The sequence below is a fragment of the Nostoc sp. genome (genome assembly GCF_036917395.1).
Taxonomy (GTDB): Bacteria; Cyanobacteriota; Cyanobacteriia; order Cyanobacteriales; family Nostocaceae; genus Nostoc.
Map to the genome: position 1 here is coordinate 99,611 of NZ_JBALDI010000080.1, position 18,579 is coordinate 118,189.

The 18,579-nt window shown below is 41.8% G+C and carries 16 protein-coding genes, 1 tRNA gene and 1 pseudogene; 7 read left to right on the plus strand and 11 right to left on the minus strand.

The features are described 5' to 3' along the window. Positions 1–21: 21 nt before the first annotated feature. On the minus strand, positions 22–561 hold the full coding sequence (locus V7K46_RS28475) for an SH3 domain-containing protein (RefSeq protein WP_335119228.1): 540 nt from the start codon (positions 559–561) through the stop codon (positions 22–24). A 600-nt stretch (positions 562–1,161) separates the two neighbouring features. On the opposite strand from V7K46_RS28475, the gene V7K46_RS28480 reads away from it, so the two are divergent. Then, a complete protein-coding gene (locus tag V7K46_RS28480) occupies positions 1,162–1,719 on the plus strand; it encodes a TauD/TfdA family dioxygenase (RefSeq protein ID WP_335119230.1) in 558 nt (185 codons plus the stop codon). Positions 1,720–1,807: 88 nt separating this feature from the next. Here V7K46_RS28480 and V7K46_RS28485 read toward each other — a convergent pair whose 3' ends face one another. Further along, positions 1,808–3,316 (minus strand): UbiD family decarboxylase, encoded by a 1,509-nt coding sequence (locus V7K46_RS28485; RefSeq protein ID WP_335119232.1) that lies wholly within the window; start codon positions 3,314–3,316, stop codon positions 1,808–1,810. A gap of 602 nt (positions 3,317–3,918) precedes the next feature. Beyond that, the gene (locus V7K46_RS28490) at positions 3,919–4,641 is read right to left on the minus strand and encodes a carbonic anhydrase (protein ID WP_335119234.1); all 723 of its coding nucleotides are present in this window, start codon (positions 4,639–4,641) and stop codon (positions 3,919–3,921) included. Positions 4,642–5,148: 507 nt separating this feature from the next. Between V7K46_RS28490 and V7K46_RS28495 the strand changes: the two genes are divergently transcribed. Next, on the plus strand, positions 5,149–6,471 hold the full coding sequence (locus V7K46_RS28495; RefSeq protein ID WP_335119236.1) for a hypothetical protein: 1,323 nt from the start codon (positions 5,149–5,151) through the stop codon (positions 6,469–6,471). A gap of 1,066 nt (positions 6,472–7,537) precedes the next feature. After that, a pseudogene (locus V7K46_RS32220) lies at positions 7,538–7,776 on the plus strand (hypothetical protein); the annotation flags it as partial. 292 nt (positions 7,777–8,068) lie between these two features. On the opposite strand, the gene V7K46_RS28500 reads toward V7K46_RS32220, so the two are convergent. The 7 genes from V7K46_RS28500 to V7K46_RS28530 all read right to left on the minus strand — a co-directional run bounded on the left by V7K46_RS28500 (position 8,069) and on the right by V7K46_RS28530 (position 13,480). Next, positions 8,069–8,797, minus strand: a complete 729-nt coding sequence (locus tag V7K46_RS28500) for an ABC transporter ATP-binding protein (protein WP_335119238.1) — start codon at positions 8,795–8,797, stop codon at positions 8,069–8,071. Positions 8,798–8,874: 77 nt separating this feature from the next. Beyond that, positions 8,875–9,099, minus strand: coding sequence for an indolepyruvate ferredoxin oxidoreductase subunit alpha (locus V7K46_RS28505; protein WP_012407913.1), 225 nt, complete (start codon positions 9,097–9,099; stop codon positions 8,875–8,877). A gap of 299 nt (positions 9,100–9,398) precedes the next feature. Further along, positions 9,399–10,613, minus strand: a complete 1,215-nt coding sequence (locus tag V7K46_RS28510) for an ATP phosphoribosyltransferase regulatory subunit (protein WP_335119240.1) — start codon at positions 10,611–10,613, stop codon at positions 9,399–9,401. After that, the gene (locus V7K46_RS28515) at positions 10,613–11,563 is read right to left on the minus strand and encodes a J domain-containing protein (protein WP_335119242.1); all 951 of its coding nucleotides are present in this window, start codon (positions 11,561–11,563) and stop codon (positions 10,613–10,615) included. Before V7K46_RS28515 ends, V7K46_RS28510 begins: the two co-directional genes overlap by 1 nt. A 74-nt stretch (positions 11,564–11,637) precedes the next feature. Continuing rightward, positions 11,638–12,450, minus strand: a complete 813-nt coding sequence (locus V7K46_RS28520) for an inositol monophosphatase family protein (RefSeq protein WP_335119244.1) — start codon at positions 12,448–12,450, stop codon at positions 11,638–11,640. Positions 12,451–12,495: 45 nt separating this feature from the next. Then, on the minus strand, positions 12,496–13,041 hold the full coding sequence (locus V7K46_RS28525; RefSeq protein ID WP_335119259.1) for a thermonuclease family protein: 546 nt from the start codon (positions 13,039–13,041) through the stop codon (positions 12,496–12,498). A gap of 70 nt (positions 13,042–13,111) precedes the next feature. Beyond that, a complete protein-coding gene (locus V7K46_RS28530; protein WP_298918949.1) occupies positions 13,112–13,480 on the minus strand; it encodes a 2Fe-2S iron-sulfur cluster-binding protein in 369 nt (122 codons plus the stop codon). Between the two features lie 107 nt (positions 13,481–13,587). Here V7K46_RS28530 and V7K46_RS28535 point away from each other — a divergent pair. The 3 genes from V7K46_RS28535 (at position 13,588) to V7K46_RS28545 (ending at position 15,283) form a co-directional block, all read left to right on the plus strand. Beyond that, positions 13,588–13,672: transfer RNA gene (locus V7K46_RS28535), tRNA-Ser, on the plus strand. A 288-nt stretch (positions 13,673–13,960) separates the two neighbouring features. Next, positions 13,961–14,641 carry a HEAT repeat domain-containing protein gene (locus V7K46_RS28540; protein ID WP_335119246.1) on the plus strand — a complete coding sequence of 227 codons (681 nt, stop codon included), beginning with the start codon at positions 13,961–13,963 and terminating at the stop codon, positions 14,639–14,641. Positions 14,642–14,716: 75 nt separating this feature from the next. Next, positions 14,717–15,283, plus strand: a complete 567-nt coding sequence (locus tag V7K46_RS28545; RefSeq protein WP_335119248.1) for a phycobiliprotein lyase — start codon at positions 14,717–14,719, stop codon at positions 15,281–15,283. 506 nt (positions 15,284–15,789) lie between these two features. Here V7K46_RS28545 and V7K46_RS28550 read toward each other — a convergent pair. Further along, a complete protein-coding gene (locus tag V7K46_RS28550) occupies positions 15,790–17,310 on the minus strand; it encodes a site-2 protease family protein (protein WP_335119261.1) in 1,521 nt (506 codons plus the stop codon). A gap of 290 nt (positions 17,311–17,600) precedes the next feature. On the opposite strand from V7K46_RS28550, the gene V7K46_RS28555 reads away from it, so the two are divergent. Next, positions 17,601–18,335: an MBL fold metallo-hydrolase gene (locus V7K46_RS28555; protein ID WP_335119250.1), complete on the plus strand. Its 735-nt coding sequence runs from the start codon at positions 17,601–17,603 to the stop codon at positions 18,333–18,335. The last annotated feature ends 244 nt before the right edge of the window (positions 18,336–18,579 follow it).

Genomic DNA, 18,579 nt, shown 5'->3' on the forward strand with positions numbered 1-18,579 from the left:
CTCAAAGAGCAGGGTGGGGTTCTAAGAACAACTGGTAAGGGCTGCACCACATTGATCTTTCCTTGTTAACCAACCTTTAACACCTTGATATTCCACCTGCGCCCAATCTTTCTGACAGCCTAACAACTTAACAACCGTATTAGCCGGAATTCTTCGCACTTTTTGGCTTTTTTCACTGGTACTAACATATAAATCCACGCCATTAGTACCATAGCCCCGCGTTGTTAAGCCTAACTTTGGCACAAATACCCATCCAGTTCCTTGAAAACCATCACTAGCATTAGTAATCTGTACCCAATCTCCAGCAGCATTAATAACCTGAACTGTTTCCTTGATGGGTATTTGCCCTATAATTGTATTATTTGTACTTGCACCACTCCGCACATTTAAACCTTGTGAATCTGTATCGGTGACGTAGGCAAGAATATCGCACTTTTGAGGATTAGTTGATTTCGCTAAACCTATTTGATGAGCTATACCTGTATTGAGCATCACACTAATAGAACTGAATGTTAATCCTATCACTAACTTTGATGCTGGATTTTTCACTTTTTTTATCATAATTTCTCTAATTTTCTGGCATTAGTAACTAAGGCTGTAGTTTTATTTGTATCTGATAATCTACCCAAATAAATTAGGGTTAACTTTGTAACGTAGTTCCTTAAAATGAATTTAAGTACTGCAATAACACTTTTCATTTTACAAAATTTAGTCCTGCGATGTCTACGACGGGCTACGCCTACGCAGATGGATGCAACACAACGACATATTGAGTATTAAAATGTCAGTATATAGTGTCGTTAACGCTAACAGTGAGTTCAAATTTCGACAGCCTTTTATTAAATTATATGAATACCAAGATACAGCCCATATCAGATGGCATAGGTCAAGAGATTATTAATCTTGATAATGTCAGTATTTTATAATTAGATAAAAAACAACTTATTAGTTTGTTTAAACCTTATGAAATCTTACTTTTTAGAATATTTGATGTTGATGCTGAGATTTTTAAAGAATTTACCAATCTCTTGAGTATCAATTTTATAAATTATGCTGGTGGTGCATTTAATTAATGGAGATTAGACTCTTTTAAGTGTAAATGATTTTCAGTCTGAGATTAAATTACACGGAGAAATGTATTATAAGCAGAATATCCCACTTATGCTGTGGTTTTTCTGTGCTAATACACCATTGGAAGATGGTGAAACAACAGTATGTGATGGCAGACAGTTTTTTCATGAAATTAGTAGTTCAACCAAAGAATTGTTCAACAAAAAGAAGCTAAAATTTACCGTTAGCATATTTAAAGATGAGTGGCAGAAAAAATACCAAACAAATAACTTGAATACACTAGAAGAAATATGTCAGAATAATAATACGCATCTAACAGTAAATGATGAGCAATCGATTCTGATTGAATACATTTGTCCAACCATTATCCCTAGCAGATGTGGAAAGTATCAAGTGTTTATTAATAGTCTATTGCCCACAAAGCAGTTAAGCTCAAAGATTCTTAAGTTTGAGGATGATTCAGAAATTCCTGAAGATGTTGTCTCTGAACTTAATGAAATTGCTGAAAAAATAACCACGGAAATTTCGTGGCAAAAAGGGGATATTTTAATAATTGATAATACCAGAATACTTTATGGTAGAAGAGGTTTTACTGATGATCAAAGAGATATTTATATTAGGCTATGTTCTCCAGCTTTTTCATTCTGATATTTTATTAATTTTGGGTAAGTTTGACTGATAAAAATCACTTAAGCTGATAGCCAGCATAGATTTTTACCAGTTTCTATCTAACACGTTACTTCATGTCATAGCCAAACAAATTCGGGTCTACTTCTCCTAACTGCAACTCTGCCAAACCATATTCCGCCCATCGTCTCTCTACCATCGCCGCCACATCTGGGTCAGATTCCAAGGGTGCGCCCCATTCATGGTCTGTTTCCGGCGGAATCTTTGTAGTCGCATCAATTCCCATGCGTCCACCTAAGCCAATCTTTTCACTGGCAAAATCCAACGTATCAAAAGGTGTATTTGGCAAAATAAAGACATCCCGCACTGGGTCAACTTTGGAACTAATCGCCCAGACTACTTGACGCGGATCGCGAATATTTATGTCTTTATCCACAACAATGACAAATTTGGTGTAAGTAAATTGTGGCAAAGCACTCCAAAACGCTAAAGCTGCCCGTCGCGCTTGTCCTGGATATGCTTTATCTATGGAAATAATCGCCGCTTTGTAACTCAAAGCTTCCATTGGTAGGAAGAAATCGACAATTTCTGAGACTTGTTGCCGCAGAATGGGCGTATAAATGCGATTTAGTGCGATCGCCATCATCGCTTCTTCTTTAGGTGGACGACCGCTAAATGTTGTTAAGTAAATCGGATTTTTCCGGTGCGTCATACACTCAAAGCGGATCAACGGCGAATCTTCCACGCCGCCGTAATAACCCATGTGATCACCAAAAGGCCCATCTGGCAAAACTTCCCCTGGTGTAATCGTTCCTTCCAAGACAAATTCTGAATCTGCGGGAACTTCCAAATCTACAGTTTTACACTTCGCTAACTGCACACCCGAACCGCCGTACAGTCCAGCAAACAGCCATTCTGATAAATCTACAGGTATGGGTGTAGCAGCTGCCATGATAATTAGAGGATCTACACCAAGTGCGATCGCAACTTCTAATTTCTTCCCACGTTCCGCCGCTTTTCGCAAATGCCTCGCCCCACCCCGCACCGATAACCAGTGAACCGTCATCGTAGTCTGAGATTGTAGTTGCAAGCGATACACACCTACATTGGGAGTACCCGTCTCACAATCTTTGGTAATTACCAGTCCCAGCGTGATAATCTTGCCAGCATCACCAGAATAAGGACGTATCAAGGGCAACTTATGTAAATCTAAATCATTACCTTGAAGCACAACTTGCTGACAAGCAGGGAAAAAGTCCCGTCCTGGTTTCGCCTTCACCACGTCAAACAGTACTTTTCCAAAATCTATCGCCTGGGAAATCTTCTTCGGCGGTTTTGGTTGTTGCAGCATACCCAGTTTTTTCCCCAGAGTTTCCAACTCCTCTGGATGCTGCATATTCATCGCCCAGCAAATCCTTTCCACAGTTCCCATCAAATTCACCGCCACCGGGAAGGAAGCGCCTTTGACGTTTTCAAACAACAACCCTGGGCCACCTTTTTGCAGCATCCGGTTGGAAATCTCAGCAATTTCTAAATCTGGGTCAACTAAAGCTGAAATTCGCCGTAATTGTCCCTTATCTTCCAAAATTTTAATGAATCCCCGCAAGTCTCTCGCCATTGTTATAATAAAGCTGATTATTTAAGAAGTGTGAAGCGCTTTCTTATATTATGGGGCATTGGGTATTGGGAAGAGATAAGCAAGAAACTTATTCAATAATTCTCTCTTGTCCCCCTTGTCCCCTCATCTTCCCATTTGGGAAATTGTTAGTTTTAATTGGAAATTAACCTATTTAGTAACTTTTCTTAACTATTTTTTCAAAAGTATTTAGTTATTGTATCTAGGGATACGCAATTATTTTTACAAATAAGCGTTAACCTGATCAAACATGGCCAGAATATACTATACCTTCCTGGCAGCGGGCTTGTTATATGTCCCCTGCTGGGTTTATTTGTTACAAGTTTGATCTGTATTTTGCTTTTAGATTTTTCTGAATTTTTGTGAGTTTGCGTTGGCGTAGCCTAACTGTAGGAGCGTACAGTTGTACACCCTTACCAATGTATATGTAACAGGTATTTTGTCAAATGGTATAAAGAATAGTTTTCTAAGTTAAGCAATTAATTTGATTATTTTTCGAGATTATTAATAAAAAATATTTTATAAATAATAATTTATCCAACATCATTAAAATAAAAATACTACGCCTTAAATGTGTGATATTTTCAAGTAATAATGTTGACTTTACCAGTGTCAATATCGTAACAAGCACCAACAATTTTTAGTTTATCTTCACTGAGCAATTTAGCTAAAATAGTTGAGCTTTCCTGCAATTTTTCAGTCTGATATTGAATATTAGCTATAACCGTATCTTGCATATTATCACCCGTTCTTAACTTTACTCTTTCTACAGATGGTTTGATGCCCTCAATAATCAAACCAATTCTGCCAGGAAGTGGTTCGTTTTTGATTGCTTCTGCTACTGCGCCGCATCTTTTATGACCCAAGACCACAATCAACTGCGAACCCAATACTGCTGTAGAGTATTCCAGACTACCTATAACCGTGTCACTGACGACATTACCAGCAACTCGCACGACAAATAAATCTCCAAGCCCTTGATCGAAGACGATTTCTGCTGGTACTCTGGAATCTGCACAGCCCAATATGGCGGCAAAGGGATACTGAGCTTTAGCAACTAATCGCAGATGTTCTAATGATTGATCGGGGTATTTACGTTTTTGATGGATAAATCTTTGATTACCATCAAGCAAGCGTCTGATAGCTTCATTAGGACTGATTAGATTAGGGTTAACTGGATGAATATCAGCAACAGTAGTTTGCTCTGTATTCCAAAAACTATCACCAAAAGCAGTAGCCGCAATACCTACCACACTTGCGAATTTTAAGAAATCACGTCGCCCTACAAATCCATTAATTCGACTCATCAATCTACCTGACAACAACAAAGCTGTTCTCAGCAAGATATCAGACTCAAGCAAGATGTAAGAGTACCCTTTTACACGATTTAAGAGTCATTTAATCTTCACCTTGTATCGGAATTTATAACTTATACATTATACAGATTGACTATTATGTGTATCAAGTAAATTCGATATCATCTGTCAAATTTAAAGCTAGAGTTAGCCCTCCTTAAATTAGAGCAAGCCTTTTTAAAGAGAGCCACTACGGTCTTCTCCCAAAGGGAGAGGCTACGCCAACGCAAAGCGTCTCGTAGAGAAGAGGGTTTCCCTCATGAGCAAGTGGCGTGGATTGGGGGGATCTTCCTGGGCAAAGTATCACTAACCTAAGGTATTGAGTCATAACTAAGATGTTTTTCCAACACATTATCTTCTGGTTACGAAAGAGTATAATTTGTGTCAAAAGCCAAAACGAGCTATTGTTTGTATTTCCTATATTTTTTGGGAATACTTAACATAGTACTGGCTATAGATATGACTTTTTTAAACAAAATAAACTGGAATTTACTACGTAAAAATTCTCAAAATAGCTCTGGGATAGATCCGTCTGCCCCAAGCCTTCAACCTGTAGTGCAGAAGAAACCTACAACACCATCAACCCCCAAAAACCTTGCTGAATTAGAGCATGAAATGGAGTTAGAGAGGCGGGTTCTCAAAACCTCCCCTCAGCAACTGCATAGCAAAGCCAAGCAGGGTATAGGTAGTAGACTTATTTGGATAGCAATACTTATAGGCATTCCCGTTGGTGTAATTTGGGTGGCGAACCAGCCTTACCCGGTAATTCGCCGTCCGGTGATGCTCCATGCGCCTTTTTTGTTGCTACCCAGCTACATCAGCATGGATAATCACTATCGACAGGCGTTGGTATCAGTCGAGCAAGCTGAACAATTGATTGAAAAAGCTACTAGTCCAGCAGATTTGGCTTTGGGAGAACAGAAGCTACAAGAAACACAAAAACATCTAGATCAGTTGCCAACTTCCTTTGTCAACGATTGGTCAGAATACAGATATTGGTGGTACGACTCGCGCTTTAGCATCTATGGTTTTAATGCATTTCGGAGTAAAGTTGGGCAGCTAGAAGCTAAGGTTTTTCAGGAAAAGAATGCTCAGTCCTTGCTTACCGATAATATGCAAACCCTCTTAAATGCAAAACAGCAATATGAACGGGCTGCAACACCAACTGATAAACAGACTGCAACAGCTGCTTGGCAGACGGCGCTTAATCAATTAGAGCAGATTCCTGGTCAAACCCTAGCAGGAAAAACTGTACAAAATCAACTAGATACTTATAAGCATGAGTTTCAGGAAGTTGTTGGATTGGCAGCTGGGAACGATCGCATCAGTGCCTTAATCACCGCAGCCCGGCAGTTTTCCTGGCAAGCTGCCAAAGCTGGTCAAAATCCGCCGCACACCGTAACTGAATGGCAACAGATAGAAAATTTGTGGATAGAGGCAATTGAGCGGCTTAAAGAGATTCCTTCAAAAGACGTGGCGGGTTATACCGAGGCACAGAAGTTATTAGCAATTTATCAGGCTAATTTAGGTCAAGTTAAAATCAGGCGGCAAGCTGAGGCGGATGCTGTGGAGGCAATGGACGCAGCGCAACGAGAAATCGAAAGTTTGCTGGCTTCAATTCCTGCTAATGCTGATTATAAGGAGCGCAATCGTAGGTTGAGCCAATTGCAGAGTATTATTAACCAATTAGAAAAGGTGCAAAATGGCACAACAACCTATCTAAAAGCTCAAGAGTTACTACTGTCAGCAAATAATAAACTAAGGCAGCTTGAGGCTCAATAAATGGTGGCGATCGCTTTGGTATGATCCGATTGCCTAACTATGTGTTTTCTGTTTGATTTCTAGCCAGTTGTGGTGAAGCGGTGACGTTCGTGCTTGTTTACTGCATCCACCCTAAAAGGGTAGTTCACAGAGCGCAAAAGTCAACAACTGGCCATTGGGTGGGATTTTTGAGACAGGAATCGATCCCTTGTAGAACTTTCTCAATGTCCCAGTAACCCTGCTGATATCTCAATTAAAACTGCAATAGAAAAATTTTGGATGCCAAATTGCCAAAAGCACTCAATCAATTTTGATTAGGGGAAACATAGGCGTTTTTATCCCATGCAAAAACGCCCAAGGTTTCCTCTAGTGCAGCTTTGCAGGAGTTGTTGTGACTCAGCAGTACCTCAAAAAGTGATGCAGAGCTTTATCAGGACTTACGCATTGAAAACCTGAAACCTCGTTCGCATAGCGTGCGCTTCGCGCACTCCTCCCTAACCCATGCCACTTGATTGCCAGTCCGCTTAAGTCAAAAGACCCGCCCACGCGATCGTCCAATTGAGGAAACCCTCTGAGTAAGGGACTTCCAAATAAAAAAATACTCAAAAAACTGGCGAAAAAACTCTCTCCTTCTTATTCCTCTGTGTTCTCTGTGTCTCTGTGGTTCGTTTATTTGGATAATTTATTTCTTGGAAGTCCCTAAGTGGCTCCCGTTAAAAAGGGGGGATCTTAAAAGCCAACTTTTAAGGGGGTTAGGGAATCTCTTTTGCATAAGTCCTATTTATATATAGGAAGCTCAGATGCATTCCTCTTTAATGGGGGTTTTGGCAGATCCCGGTAATTTACGTTCTGGTCACTTTTTCCTGAATGAATGTCCTGTTTTACCTTTTTACTCGCTGTAGATGTGATTAGAAACGCAAGGATTATTGGGGAGAATTCTTTGAGCATCGAAAATGACGGTCGCGGCAGTGGCAGGAATTGTTATAGCTTTTGCATTAACCCAAGTATGCTAGTTATGCTGTCAAGCGATCACTTCAGGTCACTTAAGTAATAAAATCCCCTCCAGTCAGAAAATTAGGAGGGGCATATGTTAAATGAAATAATTACTGTCTATGCTATCACTGATGATCTCTTGTTCGCGTAGCGTCTCGAAGAGAAGGCGATGCCTACAGCGGGCTATTGGGCGTCGCTGCTCATGAAGATTGTCTTATCGAGATGAGCGATGCAGAAATTATTACAACGGCTGTTTGTGCTGCAATGTTCTTTGATGGTAACCATGATAAGGCTTGCTGCTATCTGAAAGACTACAATTTTAGCTCTCATACGTGAGATAAATCACAATTTTCTCACAGATTACACGGTATATGAATGCTAATTAATAATTCATTACTGGAGTATTTGATTGAGTTTGATTTGCAGTTGTGCGTAGCGCAACCAGACATCTCGTTGCGTGCGATACTGATAGCGAACGCAAGAGCGTCTCCAAGAGTTGCTCTCTTCGAGTCTTCTCCCTACAGCCCTTTGGGCATCCTACGGCAGATTCTTTGATAGTAAATAGATCTGCACTTTCGGGGCACAGAAAAAGCTCATTGGTGTCAATATGCTTTTTGGTTACTATTTAATCTCTCTTACCTGCTCCCAGATATAGCTCACCCACTTTCGGGTCATTCAACAGTTCTTGACCAAAACCGGAGATCGCATCGCGTCCCGACTCCAGTACATAGCCACGATTAGCCATTTCTAAAGCCTTACGGGCATTTTGTTCCACTAATACGATCGCAGTACCCGTCTGATTAATTTGTTTAATCTGCTCAAAGACTTGTGTCACCAACATAGGGGATAAAGCAGCAGATGGTTCATCCAAAATCAGCAAACTAGGTTCTAACATCAAAGCTTTGCCCATCGCTAGCATCTGACGTTCTCCTCCAGAGAGAGTACCAGCGCGTTGACGACGGCGATCGCTCAGTCTGGGGAACATGCTAAATATTTTATCTTTGATTGGTTTCAGGGGAACGTTAAGCACAAAAGCACCCATTTCCAAATTCTCTTCAACACTGAGAGAGGGGAAGACATTGGCGATTTGTGGTACGTAGCACATTCCTCGTTGGACGATTTGATTGGACTTTAGCCCGACGATGTTTTCACCTTTGAAGGTAATTGTGCCTGTGTGGGGGATTAAAAGCCCAAAAATTGCTTTTGCTAAAGTAGATTTACCAGCACCATTGGGGCCAATCACTGTTACCAATTCCCCTGGTGCAACCCGGAAATTTACACCTTGCAGGATATCTACATCTTTGATGTATCCAGCGTGGACATTTTGAATGTCTAGTAAATAGTCATTTATCATTTGTCATTTATCATTTGTCATTGGTCAACAGTCAAGTCAAACATAACTATTGACTATTGACTGTTGACTATGGACTATTACGGAGTTTTTTGCAACTCTGGTCGTTCTTCTGCAAGAATCGCCCCTTCTACTGGGCAAACTTGGAGACATATACCACAGTCGATGCAAGTGGCAAAGTCAATCCAGTACCAATCTGTTCCCTTGGCATTTTTGCCTGGGCCATCATGAATACAAGCTACTGGACAGGCATCTACGCAGTCAGCTACGCCTTCACAGACTTCTGTAACAATTGTGTGCGGCATGTTCTCGATTCCCTCTTTTCTGTATCGGCTATTTCTAGCCTAGCAGGGGAGTGGGGACTGGAGATTGGAGATACCGCTGTCATTCGATTTTGGATTTTGGATGCAAGGATTTTGGATTGACCCCATGCATTAATGCACTTGCTCTGGATGATGAAATTTATTGATTTCACTCGCGTCTGAAGTCGCTTGCTCTAGAACCTTTTAATAGAAGCTAGATTTTAATTTAATCCAAAATCTAAAATCTAAAATTGTCTCTGTCAAGGTGAGTCTGGATGAGACATGCCCAATGCTCAACTCACTTAACGCAATGATTCAATAGTTGGTGAACCATCAGCTTTAATCCAAGCAATTTGGGCTATGCTGCGATCGCGTGCATATTGGCGAATAGCGTCTGCATCCTTTTCCCCCAAATCAATTTCTACCCGCACCAAATCAGTAGAATCTCTGAGTTTTTGCGCGTGGGCAAAGGCAAAGGCGTTAGCACTCGGCGTCTCTGGTACTACCAACCAGTCACTCGCTGGGATTGCCTGTGGTAATTGCTGAGTAGACAACAAAATTTGGTATAAATCTTCGATATTGAGTCCAAAACCAATTCCGGGGATGTTTTCTCCTTGAGGATGATATAGCCCCAAAAGCTGGTCATAGCGACCACCCCGCCCTAAAACTCTGGCTTGCGATTCGGTATCTGTGACAACTTCAAATACAATACCAGTGTAGTAATCTATGGTTTGAATGAGGCTGAGGTCAAGGATTAACGGAAGTTTTTTCTCTGATTCCAGTAATTCTACTAGGGATTTGAGGTTATTTACTGCCTCTCGCTGTTCTTCGTCTAGATCCAAACTACTGACTTTTTGTAACACGTCTGCACTAGAGCCACGCAAATCTAGCATGATTCGGGCGCGATCGCGTAGTTTGTCACTTAGGGGTAAAGTATCTATAGTAATGCGGTCGAGATGAGCGATCGCACTGCGAACTTGATCTTGTAAATTATCAGGAAAGGCACTCAAGAGCGATCGGGTAATTCCCGCCTCACCTAAAATTAAATGCCATTCCTGCAAACCCAGTGCTGCCAAACAATCTGCTACTAACAGTAGGACTTCCGCATTTGCCAGCAATCCGCCAGCACCTAACAACTCCACCCCAGCTTGATAAAACTCCTGTTGGCGATTGTGTCTACTTTCCCAAGTGCGGCGAAAGACATTGGCGTTGTAGTACAACCGTTGCGGATAACGCAGACTTGCCATCCGAGTGACAACAGTTCGAGCAATGGATGCTGTTAACTCTGGACGTAGCCCTAATTCATCATCTTCGCCATTTTGTTGTAGTTGAATCACCATCTGACGCTGGATTGCTTCCCCCGCCATCAAAGTATCCATGCGCTCTAAAGTCGAGGTGATAATCCTGTGATATCCCCAACGGTGAAACACCTGCTGTAACCGATCTTCAATCCAGCGTTTTTTCTCCACATCCAAGGGCAATAAATCCCTGGCTCCCGCTGCTGGTTGATACACCATTATTTTTTCTTCCCACCAAACAAACCACCGAACAAACCGCCACTACCAGATTTATCTGGTTGCTTATCTCTATTATTGGGGGATGAAGTCACCTTATGATCACTAGGTTGTTGTCCTAAAGCCTTATCTATTTTAGGTTTCCATTGTAGAGCTATTTCGTCATTGGGGTCTAATTTTAGAGCATTGTCAAAGTGGATTTTTGCCATTTTTAGCTGATTTTGCCTCAAATACACCATTGCAATTAAGCTATGGCAGCGACTATTTTTAGGTTCTAGCTTTAGGGCATCCTGCAACTCTACTTTGGCTTGGGCAAATTGGTTTTTGTCAATTAAAGATTGAGCGCGACGAACATACTGTTCTACAATCGAGTCTTCTTTTGCTGGCGCTGGTGGTGTATTTTTTGGTGTATTTGGCTCAGACGTTCCTGATTGGACTTTGGGTTGAGCAGATGGTGGCGGCGGTGCCGATGCTTTGCTCCCACTCCGCATTAAATAGACTAAATTCAACTCACTAACTTGGGCAATAACTTGCAGCGCTTGCTCTAAAGAATCATATTGGGTTTGGGCTAGTTTAGCGATCGCACTTTTATAGAAATGATCGATATTGGCGGTATCAGCTAACTCTCTCCCCAAGTCAGTGTTTAGAATTACCGAAGTAGACTCTTGTACCAGACGCTTGCCAATTTGCGACAAAATTAGAATATATTCAGCGCGAGTGCGATCGCCAGAAAGTTTTTCGTAAGCTGGGTTAACTAACTTTGATAACAATTCGTTTCCTAGCTGTTTTTGTGCATCATTTTCAGTAAAACTACTATCCGGGTGTAAGCGGCGGGCAATTTTGAGATAGCGTTTGCGAATCTCTTTGACATCCGCATCAACTGGAACGCATAATACTGCGTGATGATCTATGAAATCATATTTAAATAATCCACGATCTATTTTGAAAGACATATACAGGTTTTGCACCAAAGGATCAGTTAGATTCTTTTTAGTTTACCCAAAGTCGGGGGGAAAGCCCCCATCTGCTACACCCATGCTGACAGTGGTGGAACTTGTAAAAGTTCGCTACTAAGAAAGTCGTGAATATAACTATTTGTTGCAATAATTCTACCTGACTCAATTTTGACGGGAGTACCATCGTAGGCAGTGACTTTGCCTCCAGCTTCTTGTACCAAAATTATCCCGGCGGCAATATCCCAAGGAGAAAGTCCCCGTTCCCAGTAACCATCGACACGTCCACAGGCAACATACGCCAAATCTAGTGATGCAGAACCACTACGTCTGACTCCTTGGGTAAGATGGGTGAGGTGACTAAATTCTGCGTAGTTGTTATCAGCGGTTTCGCGGCGATCATAGGCAAATCCAGTTACCAGAAGGCTCTTACTCAGTTTTGACGTTGCCGAAACCTTGATGGGATGACGGTTACGCGTTGCTCCCAAGTCAGCAGCAGCACGGAATAGCTCATTATGAAAGGGGTCATAAATTACACCAACTTGCGGAACACCATTAATTAACAGCCCGATGGAAACGGCAAAAAATGGGTATTGATGAGCGTAGTTGGTTGTGCCATCTAGAGGATCTATTGCCCAAAGGTATTCATTCTCTTGATTACCTAATTTCCCTGATTCTTCCGCGAGGATAGAATGTTGGGGAAAATGGCGACGCAAAATTCCTAAAATCAACTCTTCTGAGGCTTTATCAGCAGCAGTGACTAAATCACCAGGGCGTCCTTTTTCAACAATTGCGTCTTCTAACTTACCCAAGTAACCTTGCAAAATGGCACCAGCAGCTAAGGCCGCTTCTGTAGCAATATCTAGAAAGATTTGTAGATTTGTCATTTGTCATTTGTCATTGGGTTTAGTAGTCTCCTTTGTGCCCACTCCTTAAAGATTTTGGCGGCGAAACTCGGCGGGAGTAAGGCGCATAGGTTTTTCAGGGTTCCAGATTCCTTGGCCCATAAGTCTAGCCCATTGTTGGGCACGTTCTAAACGCTGATCATATTTGTGGTTAGGCGATCGCCCAATAAACATTGCATTCCCTTGTTTGACTAATTCTTCATTTAACAACACCTTATTTTTCCACACATAAGCTAGAGTTCGGCCGATTTTGTCTTTTGCTTCTAAATCAAACTCCAGGGTTACCGATTGTTCTACACCACCAATTAGATTTTCTAACTGTTCTTTTGCTTCTTCCCCCCAAGGTCGCTGTCGCAAATCTGGTGCATCAATACCAACTAACCGCACTTGGGAAATCAAATTTGGTTGTTCAGCCATGCCTAACACTTCCAAACTTTGCCCACTAACTACCCGCGCTACTTTCACCTCAGCCTGATTGCTTGGCAGCTGGTTTTTACCTTGGCAACTCACCAAAAGAAATAAGCAAGCCAAAATGGCTATTTTTCGCACCCAGTCACCAAAGCGCACAGGCATCAGAACTTCTCCTCTGGTCGCAGGTGTTGCTAGCTGGCTTTTGAGTAGGGGTACGGTGATTTTGAATTGTTTATTCCTCATCTAAGGGTAAACCCGCTTTAACTCTCCCCCTAGCAAAATAGCGTCCAAACTGGAGTTCGTAGACTTCATCTTCGTCTTGTGTCTCCACCTCCAAGTCAGAACGGGGGTAACTCACACACAACAAGGCATAACCTTGCCGACGTAAATTTGGCGACAATCCGATCGCTTCTGGTTGGTAAATTTCTCCTGACAATACCCTTACCGCACAAGTGGTGCAAGCCCCGTTGCGGCAGGAAAACGGCAGTTCCACCCCTTGTTTTTCGGCAGTGTGCAGGATGTAGCGGTCTTCTGGCACTTGTAGGGTGTATGTTTTGCCAGTGGCGCGATCGCGAACTCTAATTGTGTATGTACGGGACATCTGGATTTGCGTTTTGGGATTGGGACTTTCAGATTCAACCTAAAAATATCTTTCTTTATCTTTGCATTTTCTGGGATTATATAGTAGAATCGGAACTTGTGGCACCTGGAGAGGTGGCCGAGCGGTTTAAGGCGCAGACCTGGAAAGTCTGTTTAGGGAAACTTAACGAGGGTTCGAATCCCTCCCTCTCCGTTCTCAAACCTAGTATAAATATATAGATTTGAACTAGACTTCTACAAATCGTCGGGTTCAGTAATAGCACGATATTGCTAAATATATTCTTAAAATTGCTTTGGAAAGGTGATCGAGTGTTAAATCTGACTACTAAATTTAAACGATTTAGCAGGAAGTAACATTTGTTTATTTTTCACTCATAATCGAGGCATTTTGTAAAGTCGCCAAACTCCTACTTCACTATAGTGACAGCCTGATGAACAGATCAGGTAAATTAAGATAAGTAAAGAAAACGCTTTGAACTAAATGGCAGATCTAAGCTTACAAGAAATTTCTACTCAGTTAGAAAGTCCGAATTTGCGCGATCGCATGGTAGCCCTTGCCAATCTGCGTCATATTCCCGCTGAGGATGCAGTCCCTTTGATTAAAAAGGTACTAGACGACGAATCTTTGCAACTGCGATCGATGGCAATATTTGCTCTGGGAATCAAGCCGACGCCAGAATGTTATTCAATTTTGGTAAGAATTCTCGAAAATGACCCAGATTATGGTATACGCGCTGATGCCGCTGGTGCCTTAGGATATTTGGGTGATGCCAGAGCCTTTGAGGTGCTTTCACGGGCGTTTTATGAAGATACTGATTGGCTAGTACGCTTTAGTGCAGCCGTTTCTCTAGGTAACATTAAAGACCCTCGGGCCCATCAGGTTCTTCTTCAGGCATTGGATAGCAAAGAAGTCGTGTTGCAACAAGCTGCAATTTCTGCACTGGGAGAAATTAAAGATATTGAGTCTGTTGATAATATTCTGCGCTTCGCCCAGTCAGATGATTGGATAGTAAGGCAGCGTTTGGCAGAAGCCTTGGGAAATCTTCCCACTCCCAAAAGTGTTTCAGCTTTAAAATACCTGGAAAAAGACAATCATTTCAACGTTGCTGAGGCAGCGAGAATTGGTCTCAAGAAGCTTGAGGAAATAGACAATCAAGCTTAATATTAAAGCCTCCTGCTACCTTTTAATAATAATTAAGTGAGAATTTTAGCATTTTGATGTAGGGTAATTTCATTCATGAATATTGAAGAATTTTTTCAGTTAAGCGCTGGCAAATGGTTTTCTCATCGGACTAGTCAACATTTGGCTTTTAACCAATCTGAAAATAGCAAGTCAGACATCATTATTGAGACGCTGGCAGTAGATCATCCAGAAGTGATTAAACTATGTCAACAGGACAAAATTAATCCTAGTTCCGCCTCTTGTGCGATCAAAATTACCTGGAATGGCACAATGGAAAAGGATCAAGCAAAACACAGTGGTTCAACTGTGTTAGTTTCGATACCTGATGCAGATAATCCGGTGCAAGGTAGGTTACTACGGGAAATACTTGATGGTGATAAAAGCCCAATAGCTGGAGACTATAAATTTGACAGTGATGGTGCCTTGATCCTAACTACAGAAGATGAAAGCATGTGGTTAGAGGAGCGCGTGTGGTTTGCTAGCCCCAATTTGCGAATGCGGGTAAATGTCCTCAAGAATTTCGGTGGATTTAGTATCACTTCCTTCACTTCTGAGATTCGTATGGGTGGCTTCCCACCAGCTGCGAAGGCTGACAAAGCGGCTAATTCAGTATCAAGTTAGTTGTAATACGAAATAATCCCCTTTTCCCTAGCTACGGTGTACACACAAGTTATCTGATTACCAAAAGTCCTTTTCTACAAGATTAAGCTAAATAAAACCTCACCCTGTCCTAACTGACATCCCTCTTTGAACTTACGGAGAGGGACAGGTTTTGCCTAGCACAACCGGGGTGAGGTTTGATTGAGCTATTTGATAAACCATAAATTGCTAATGAGACTTGTGTGTACCTAGTGTCGCCTTTTATAGAATTAATAAAAGCCTGAAACGACCTATTTGTGAAATGCATACCATGACTAATTTGTACAGGGCATAAGCCCTAGTATTGAGCAATGGGGCAGGGGATATATTTCTTATTTACCCTCTGCTAACAAAACTGCAAAAAGCACTTTTAAAAGAGGGCTGTTATTTAATATTGGATATAATTTCAATCACCAAATATCAAACTGTGGTTAATACCATAGTTTGGAAAAAATTCAGATATATTTCTCTTTTTGCGTTGAGCCTTTTTAAATATGCAAAAAGCTAGCGATCGCCTGCGGCAGTGGCAAAACAATTACAATCAACAAAGCCATTGCCAGTAATCCCCAAATATCACGTCCATTATCCAATTCAGTAACATCATTCAGTGCAGGTTCATCAATCAACGGCATAAATAATAAGATAATCGCCCACAGCAACAATTCTTCCCGAACTAAAGAAAGTAATAGCAACAGCAGGCGAGCAATTTGACCAATTACGATCGCAGTTCGTTGGCCAAACATCGCATGGACAATGTGACCTCCATCTAATTGTCCCACAGGCATTAAATTTAACGCCGTGACAATTAGTCCTAGAAGACCAGCTACTGCAACTGGATGTAGGTCAAGGGCTGCTTTTTCCGTTAACTGACTACCCAAGGCTAACTTTGAGAGTAGCGCTAGTAAGATGGAATACTTGGGATTAAGCGCATCAAAATTAAAAAGTTGGGTTTTTTCATTCAGGGAAACCACATCAGAATGAGCCAAGCCCCATATTAGTAATGGTAAAGTCGCGACAAAGCCTGCAATTGGACCAGCGATACTAATGTCAAATAAAGCTTTGCGGTTGGGAATGGGACTACGCATCTGAATAAATGCACCAAAAGTTCCCAAGAAGAAAGGTATGGGAATAAAGTAAGGCAATGTCGAGCGAATCTTGTAGAATTTAGCTGTCAAATAATGCCCAAGTTCGTGAACACCCAAAATAGTCATTAACGCTAAAGCATAGGGTAATCCTTTGAATAGGACATCTGGATTAAATAGAACTTTGAGCAAAGAACTAATTTCCCATAGAGGCGGGAGAGAAACACCAGCATTTTGGATTCCCACCAAGGTAGTAGTTAGGAAAGTAGCTACTAGTAGTAGAAGTGCTAATCCTGGTCGAGTTAACCGTTCCTGGTCGCCTCGTGGTGTATTTCTCTCTTTAGCAGCTTGAGTGTTGGGAACCAGCACAAAGAAAGGTTTTCCATTGACACCTTCTTGAAAAATCAGCAGGAAGCGATCGCCAAATTGTGTTTCAATATTAGTTTTAATCTGCTGGTAGGCATTGCTGGCTTGAGTTCGCAACTGACCCCGGCAAATCACCGCTTGTGGTCGATACTCAATATTTTGAACGTAGTATACAGACCAAGGAAAACAATTTCGCAGTTGGGTTTCTTCCTTTAGCTCAATAGGACGCACTACTGGTTCTGGGGTAGGCTGGATAGTCGGCTGTGATTCTGAGGCTTGGGCTTCGGTTTGGGTTTGTGTATCTCTTGGCACTCCACGCCCCCATTGAAACAACGTCCAGTACAACAATGTGCAGACAAATAACGACGAGATGATAAGCGCCGGTGGCGGAGATTGTTTCGCCCCGTACACCAGCGTCCATCCACTCAACAGAAATGCTGGTGTCATTAAAACCAGCCACAACAACCATACTGGCGTCCGGGTGATGTGAGCGACACTGTGCTGCACCATTAAATAAGTAGCTAGCCCCAGTAAGAGGATAAACAGAAACCAAAATGCCATGTTATCTTCAGTAATTTTGACAAAACGCCCCACCAGTAGCTTCAGCACCATAGCATTAACTACAAGGCAGACCTCAAATCCCAATTTTATTTACAAACCGTTAACAGTGTTAGTACACTGTAGCGTCAGTTTGCTTACCTTTAACAAGGGTTTGCCCCGAATCTAGTTAATCTGAGATGGTAGCTGAATTTACGTTGTACTGTACTAGTTAAACGTTTAAATTTCAATTCTTGAGAATTTCCACACTGTAAGCAGATTGTCTACAACTCCTCAGTTTCGGCTCTTTTATCATGTGCCCTTTACCTCAAGTGCCAAGTCATACAACTAAGCCACCACGGCCTGTGTTCCCTGACAAAGTTCCTAGCGGAAGTTCTCTCCAATCGGACTTCGCACAGGAGAGTATTTTTGCTTTTGCACCCAATCGGGACACATTAGGGGGAACCTCTTATTTTATTGTAAGAAATGAAGGCAATATCCTCATAGATTGCCCTGCTTTAGATCAAACAAATCAAGATTTTTTGCGATCGCATGGAGGCATACGTTGGTTATTTCTCACCCATCGAGGCGCTATTGGCAAGACTGCTGAAATTCAGCAAACTTTTGGCTGCGAAGTCCTGATTCAAGAACAAGAAGCTTATTTATTACCAGGCTTAACCGTAACTACCTTTAGGCAGGAATTTACTTTTGATGCAGTAGTTCAAGTTATTTGGACACCAGGTCATTCTCCCGGCTCATCTTGTCTATACTACAGTGAGCTTGGAGGTATGTTGTTTTCAGGGCGTCATTTAGTTCCTAATCAGAAGGGTGAACCAGTACCATTACGGACAGCAAAAACCTTTCATTGGCCCCGACAAATTAACAGTCTTCGGTTATTATTAGAAGATTTTACACCAGAAACTCTCAGGTACATTTGTCCCGGAGCTAATACAGGCTTTCTCAGAGGCAAGCGTGTCATCAATCAAGCTTATCAACACCTCGCCTCTCTAGATTTACCAGATTTGCTGCGGATACAGCCCTTAATTTAACATTTATCTAGCTTAAAGACTCGTTCACGGAGTTCAAAGACTCGTTCACGGAGTTCAAAGACTCGTTCACGAGTATCAAAGACTCGTTCACGGAGTTCAAAGACTCGTTCACGGAGTTCAAAGACTCGTTCACGGAGTTAAAAGACTCGTTCACGGAGTTCAAAGACTCGTTCACGGAGTTCAAAGACTCATTCACGGAGTTCAAAGACTCATTCACGGAGTTCAAAGACTCATTCACGGAGTT

Excerpts from the sequence above, each read along its gene's own strand:
- V7K46_RS28490 (WP_335119234.1), bottom strand. The coding sequence starts at position 4,641 with ATGAGTCGAATTAATGGATTTGTAGGGCGACGTGATTTCTTAAAATTC.
- V7K46_RS28495 (WP_335119236.1), top strand. The coding sequence starts at position 5,149 with ATGACTTTTTTAAACAAAATAAACTGGAATTTACTACGTAAAAATTCT.
- V7K46_RS28550 (WP_335119261.1), bottom strand. The coding sequence starts at position 17,310 with ATGGCATTTTGGTTTCTGTTTATCCTCTTACTGGGGCTAGCTACTTAT.
- V7K46_RS28505 (WP_012407913.1), bottom strand. The coding sequence starts at position 9,099 with ATGCCGCACACAATTGTTACAGAAGTCTGTGAAGGCGTAGCTGACTGC.
- V7K46_RS28520 (WP_335119244.1), bottom strand. The coding sequence starts at position 12,450 with ATGACAAATCTACAAATCTTTCTAGATATTGCTACAGAAGCGGCCTTA.
- V7K46_RS28515 (WP_335119242.1), bottom strand. The coding sequence starts at position 11,563 with ATGTCTTTCAAAATAGATCGTGGATTATTTAAATATGATTTCATAGAT.
- V7K46_RS28485 (WP_335119232.1), bottom strand. The coding sequence starts at position 3,316 with ATGGCGAGAGACTTGCGGGGATTCATTAAAATTTTGGAAGATAAGGGA.
- V7K46_RS28510 (WP_335119240.1), bottom strand. The coding sequence starts at position 10,613 with ATGGTGTATCAACCAGCAGCGGGAGCCAGGGATTTATTGCCCTTGGAT.
- V7K46_RS28480 (WP_335119230.1), top strand. The coding sequence starts at position 1,162 with ATGCTGTGGTTTTTCTGTGCTAATACACCATTGGAAGATGGTGAAACA.
- V7K46_RS28545 (WP_335119248.1), top strand. The coding sequence starts at position 14,717 with ATGAATATTGAAGAATTTTTTCAGTTAAGCGCTGGCAAATGGTTTTCT.
- V7K46_RS28530 (WP_298918949.1), bottom strand. The coding sequence starts at position 13,480 with ATGTCCCGTACATACACAATTAGAGTTCGCGATCGCGCCACTGGCAAA.
- V7K46_RS28475 (WP_335119228.1), bottom strand. The coding sequence starts at position 561 with ATGATAAAAAAAGTGAAAAATCCAGCATCAAAGTTAGTGATAGGATTA.
- V7K46_RS28525 (WP_335119259.1), bottom strand. The coding sequence starts at position 13,041 with ATGCCTGTGCGCTTTGGTGACTGGGTGCGAAAAATAGCCATTTTGGCT.
- V7K46_RS28500 (WP_335119238.1), bottom strand. The coding sequence starts at position 8,797 with ATGATAAATGACTATTTACTAGACATTCAAAATGTCCACGCTGGATAC.
- V7K46_RS28540 (WP_335119246.1), top strand. The coding sequence starts at position 13,961 with ATGGCAGATCTAAGCTTACAAGAAATTTCTACTCAGTTAGAAAGTCCG.
- V7K46_RS28555 (WP_335119250.1), top strand. The coding sequence starts at position 17,601 with ATGTGCCCTTTACCTCAAGTGCCAAGTCATACAACTAAGCCACCACGG.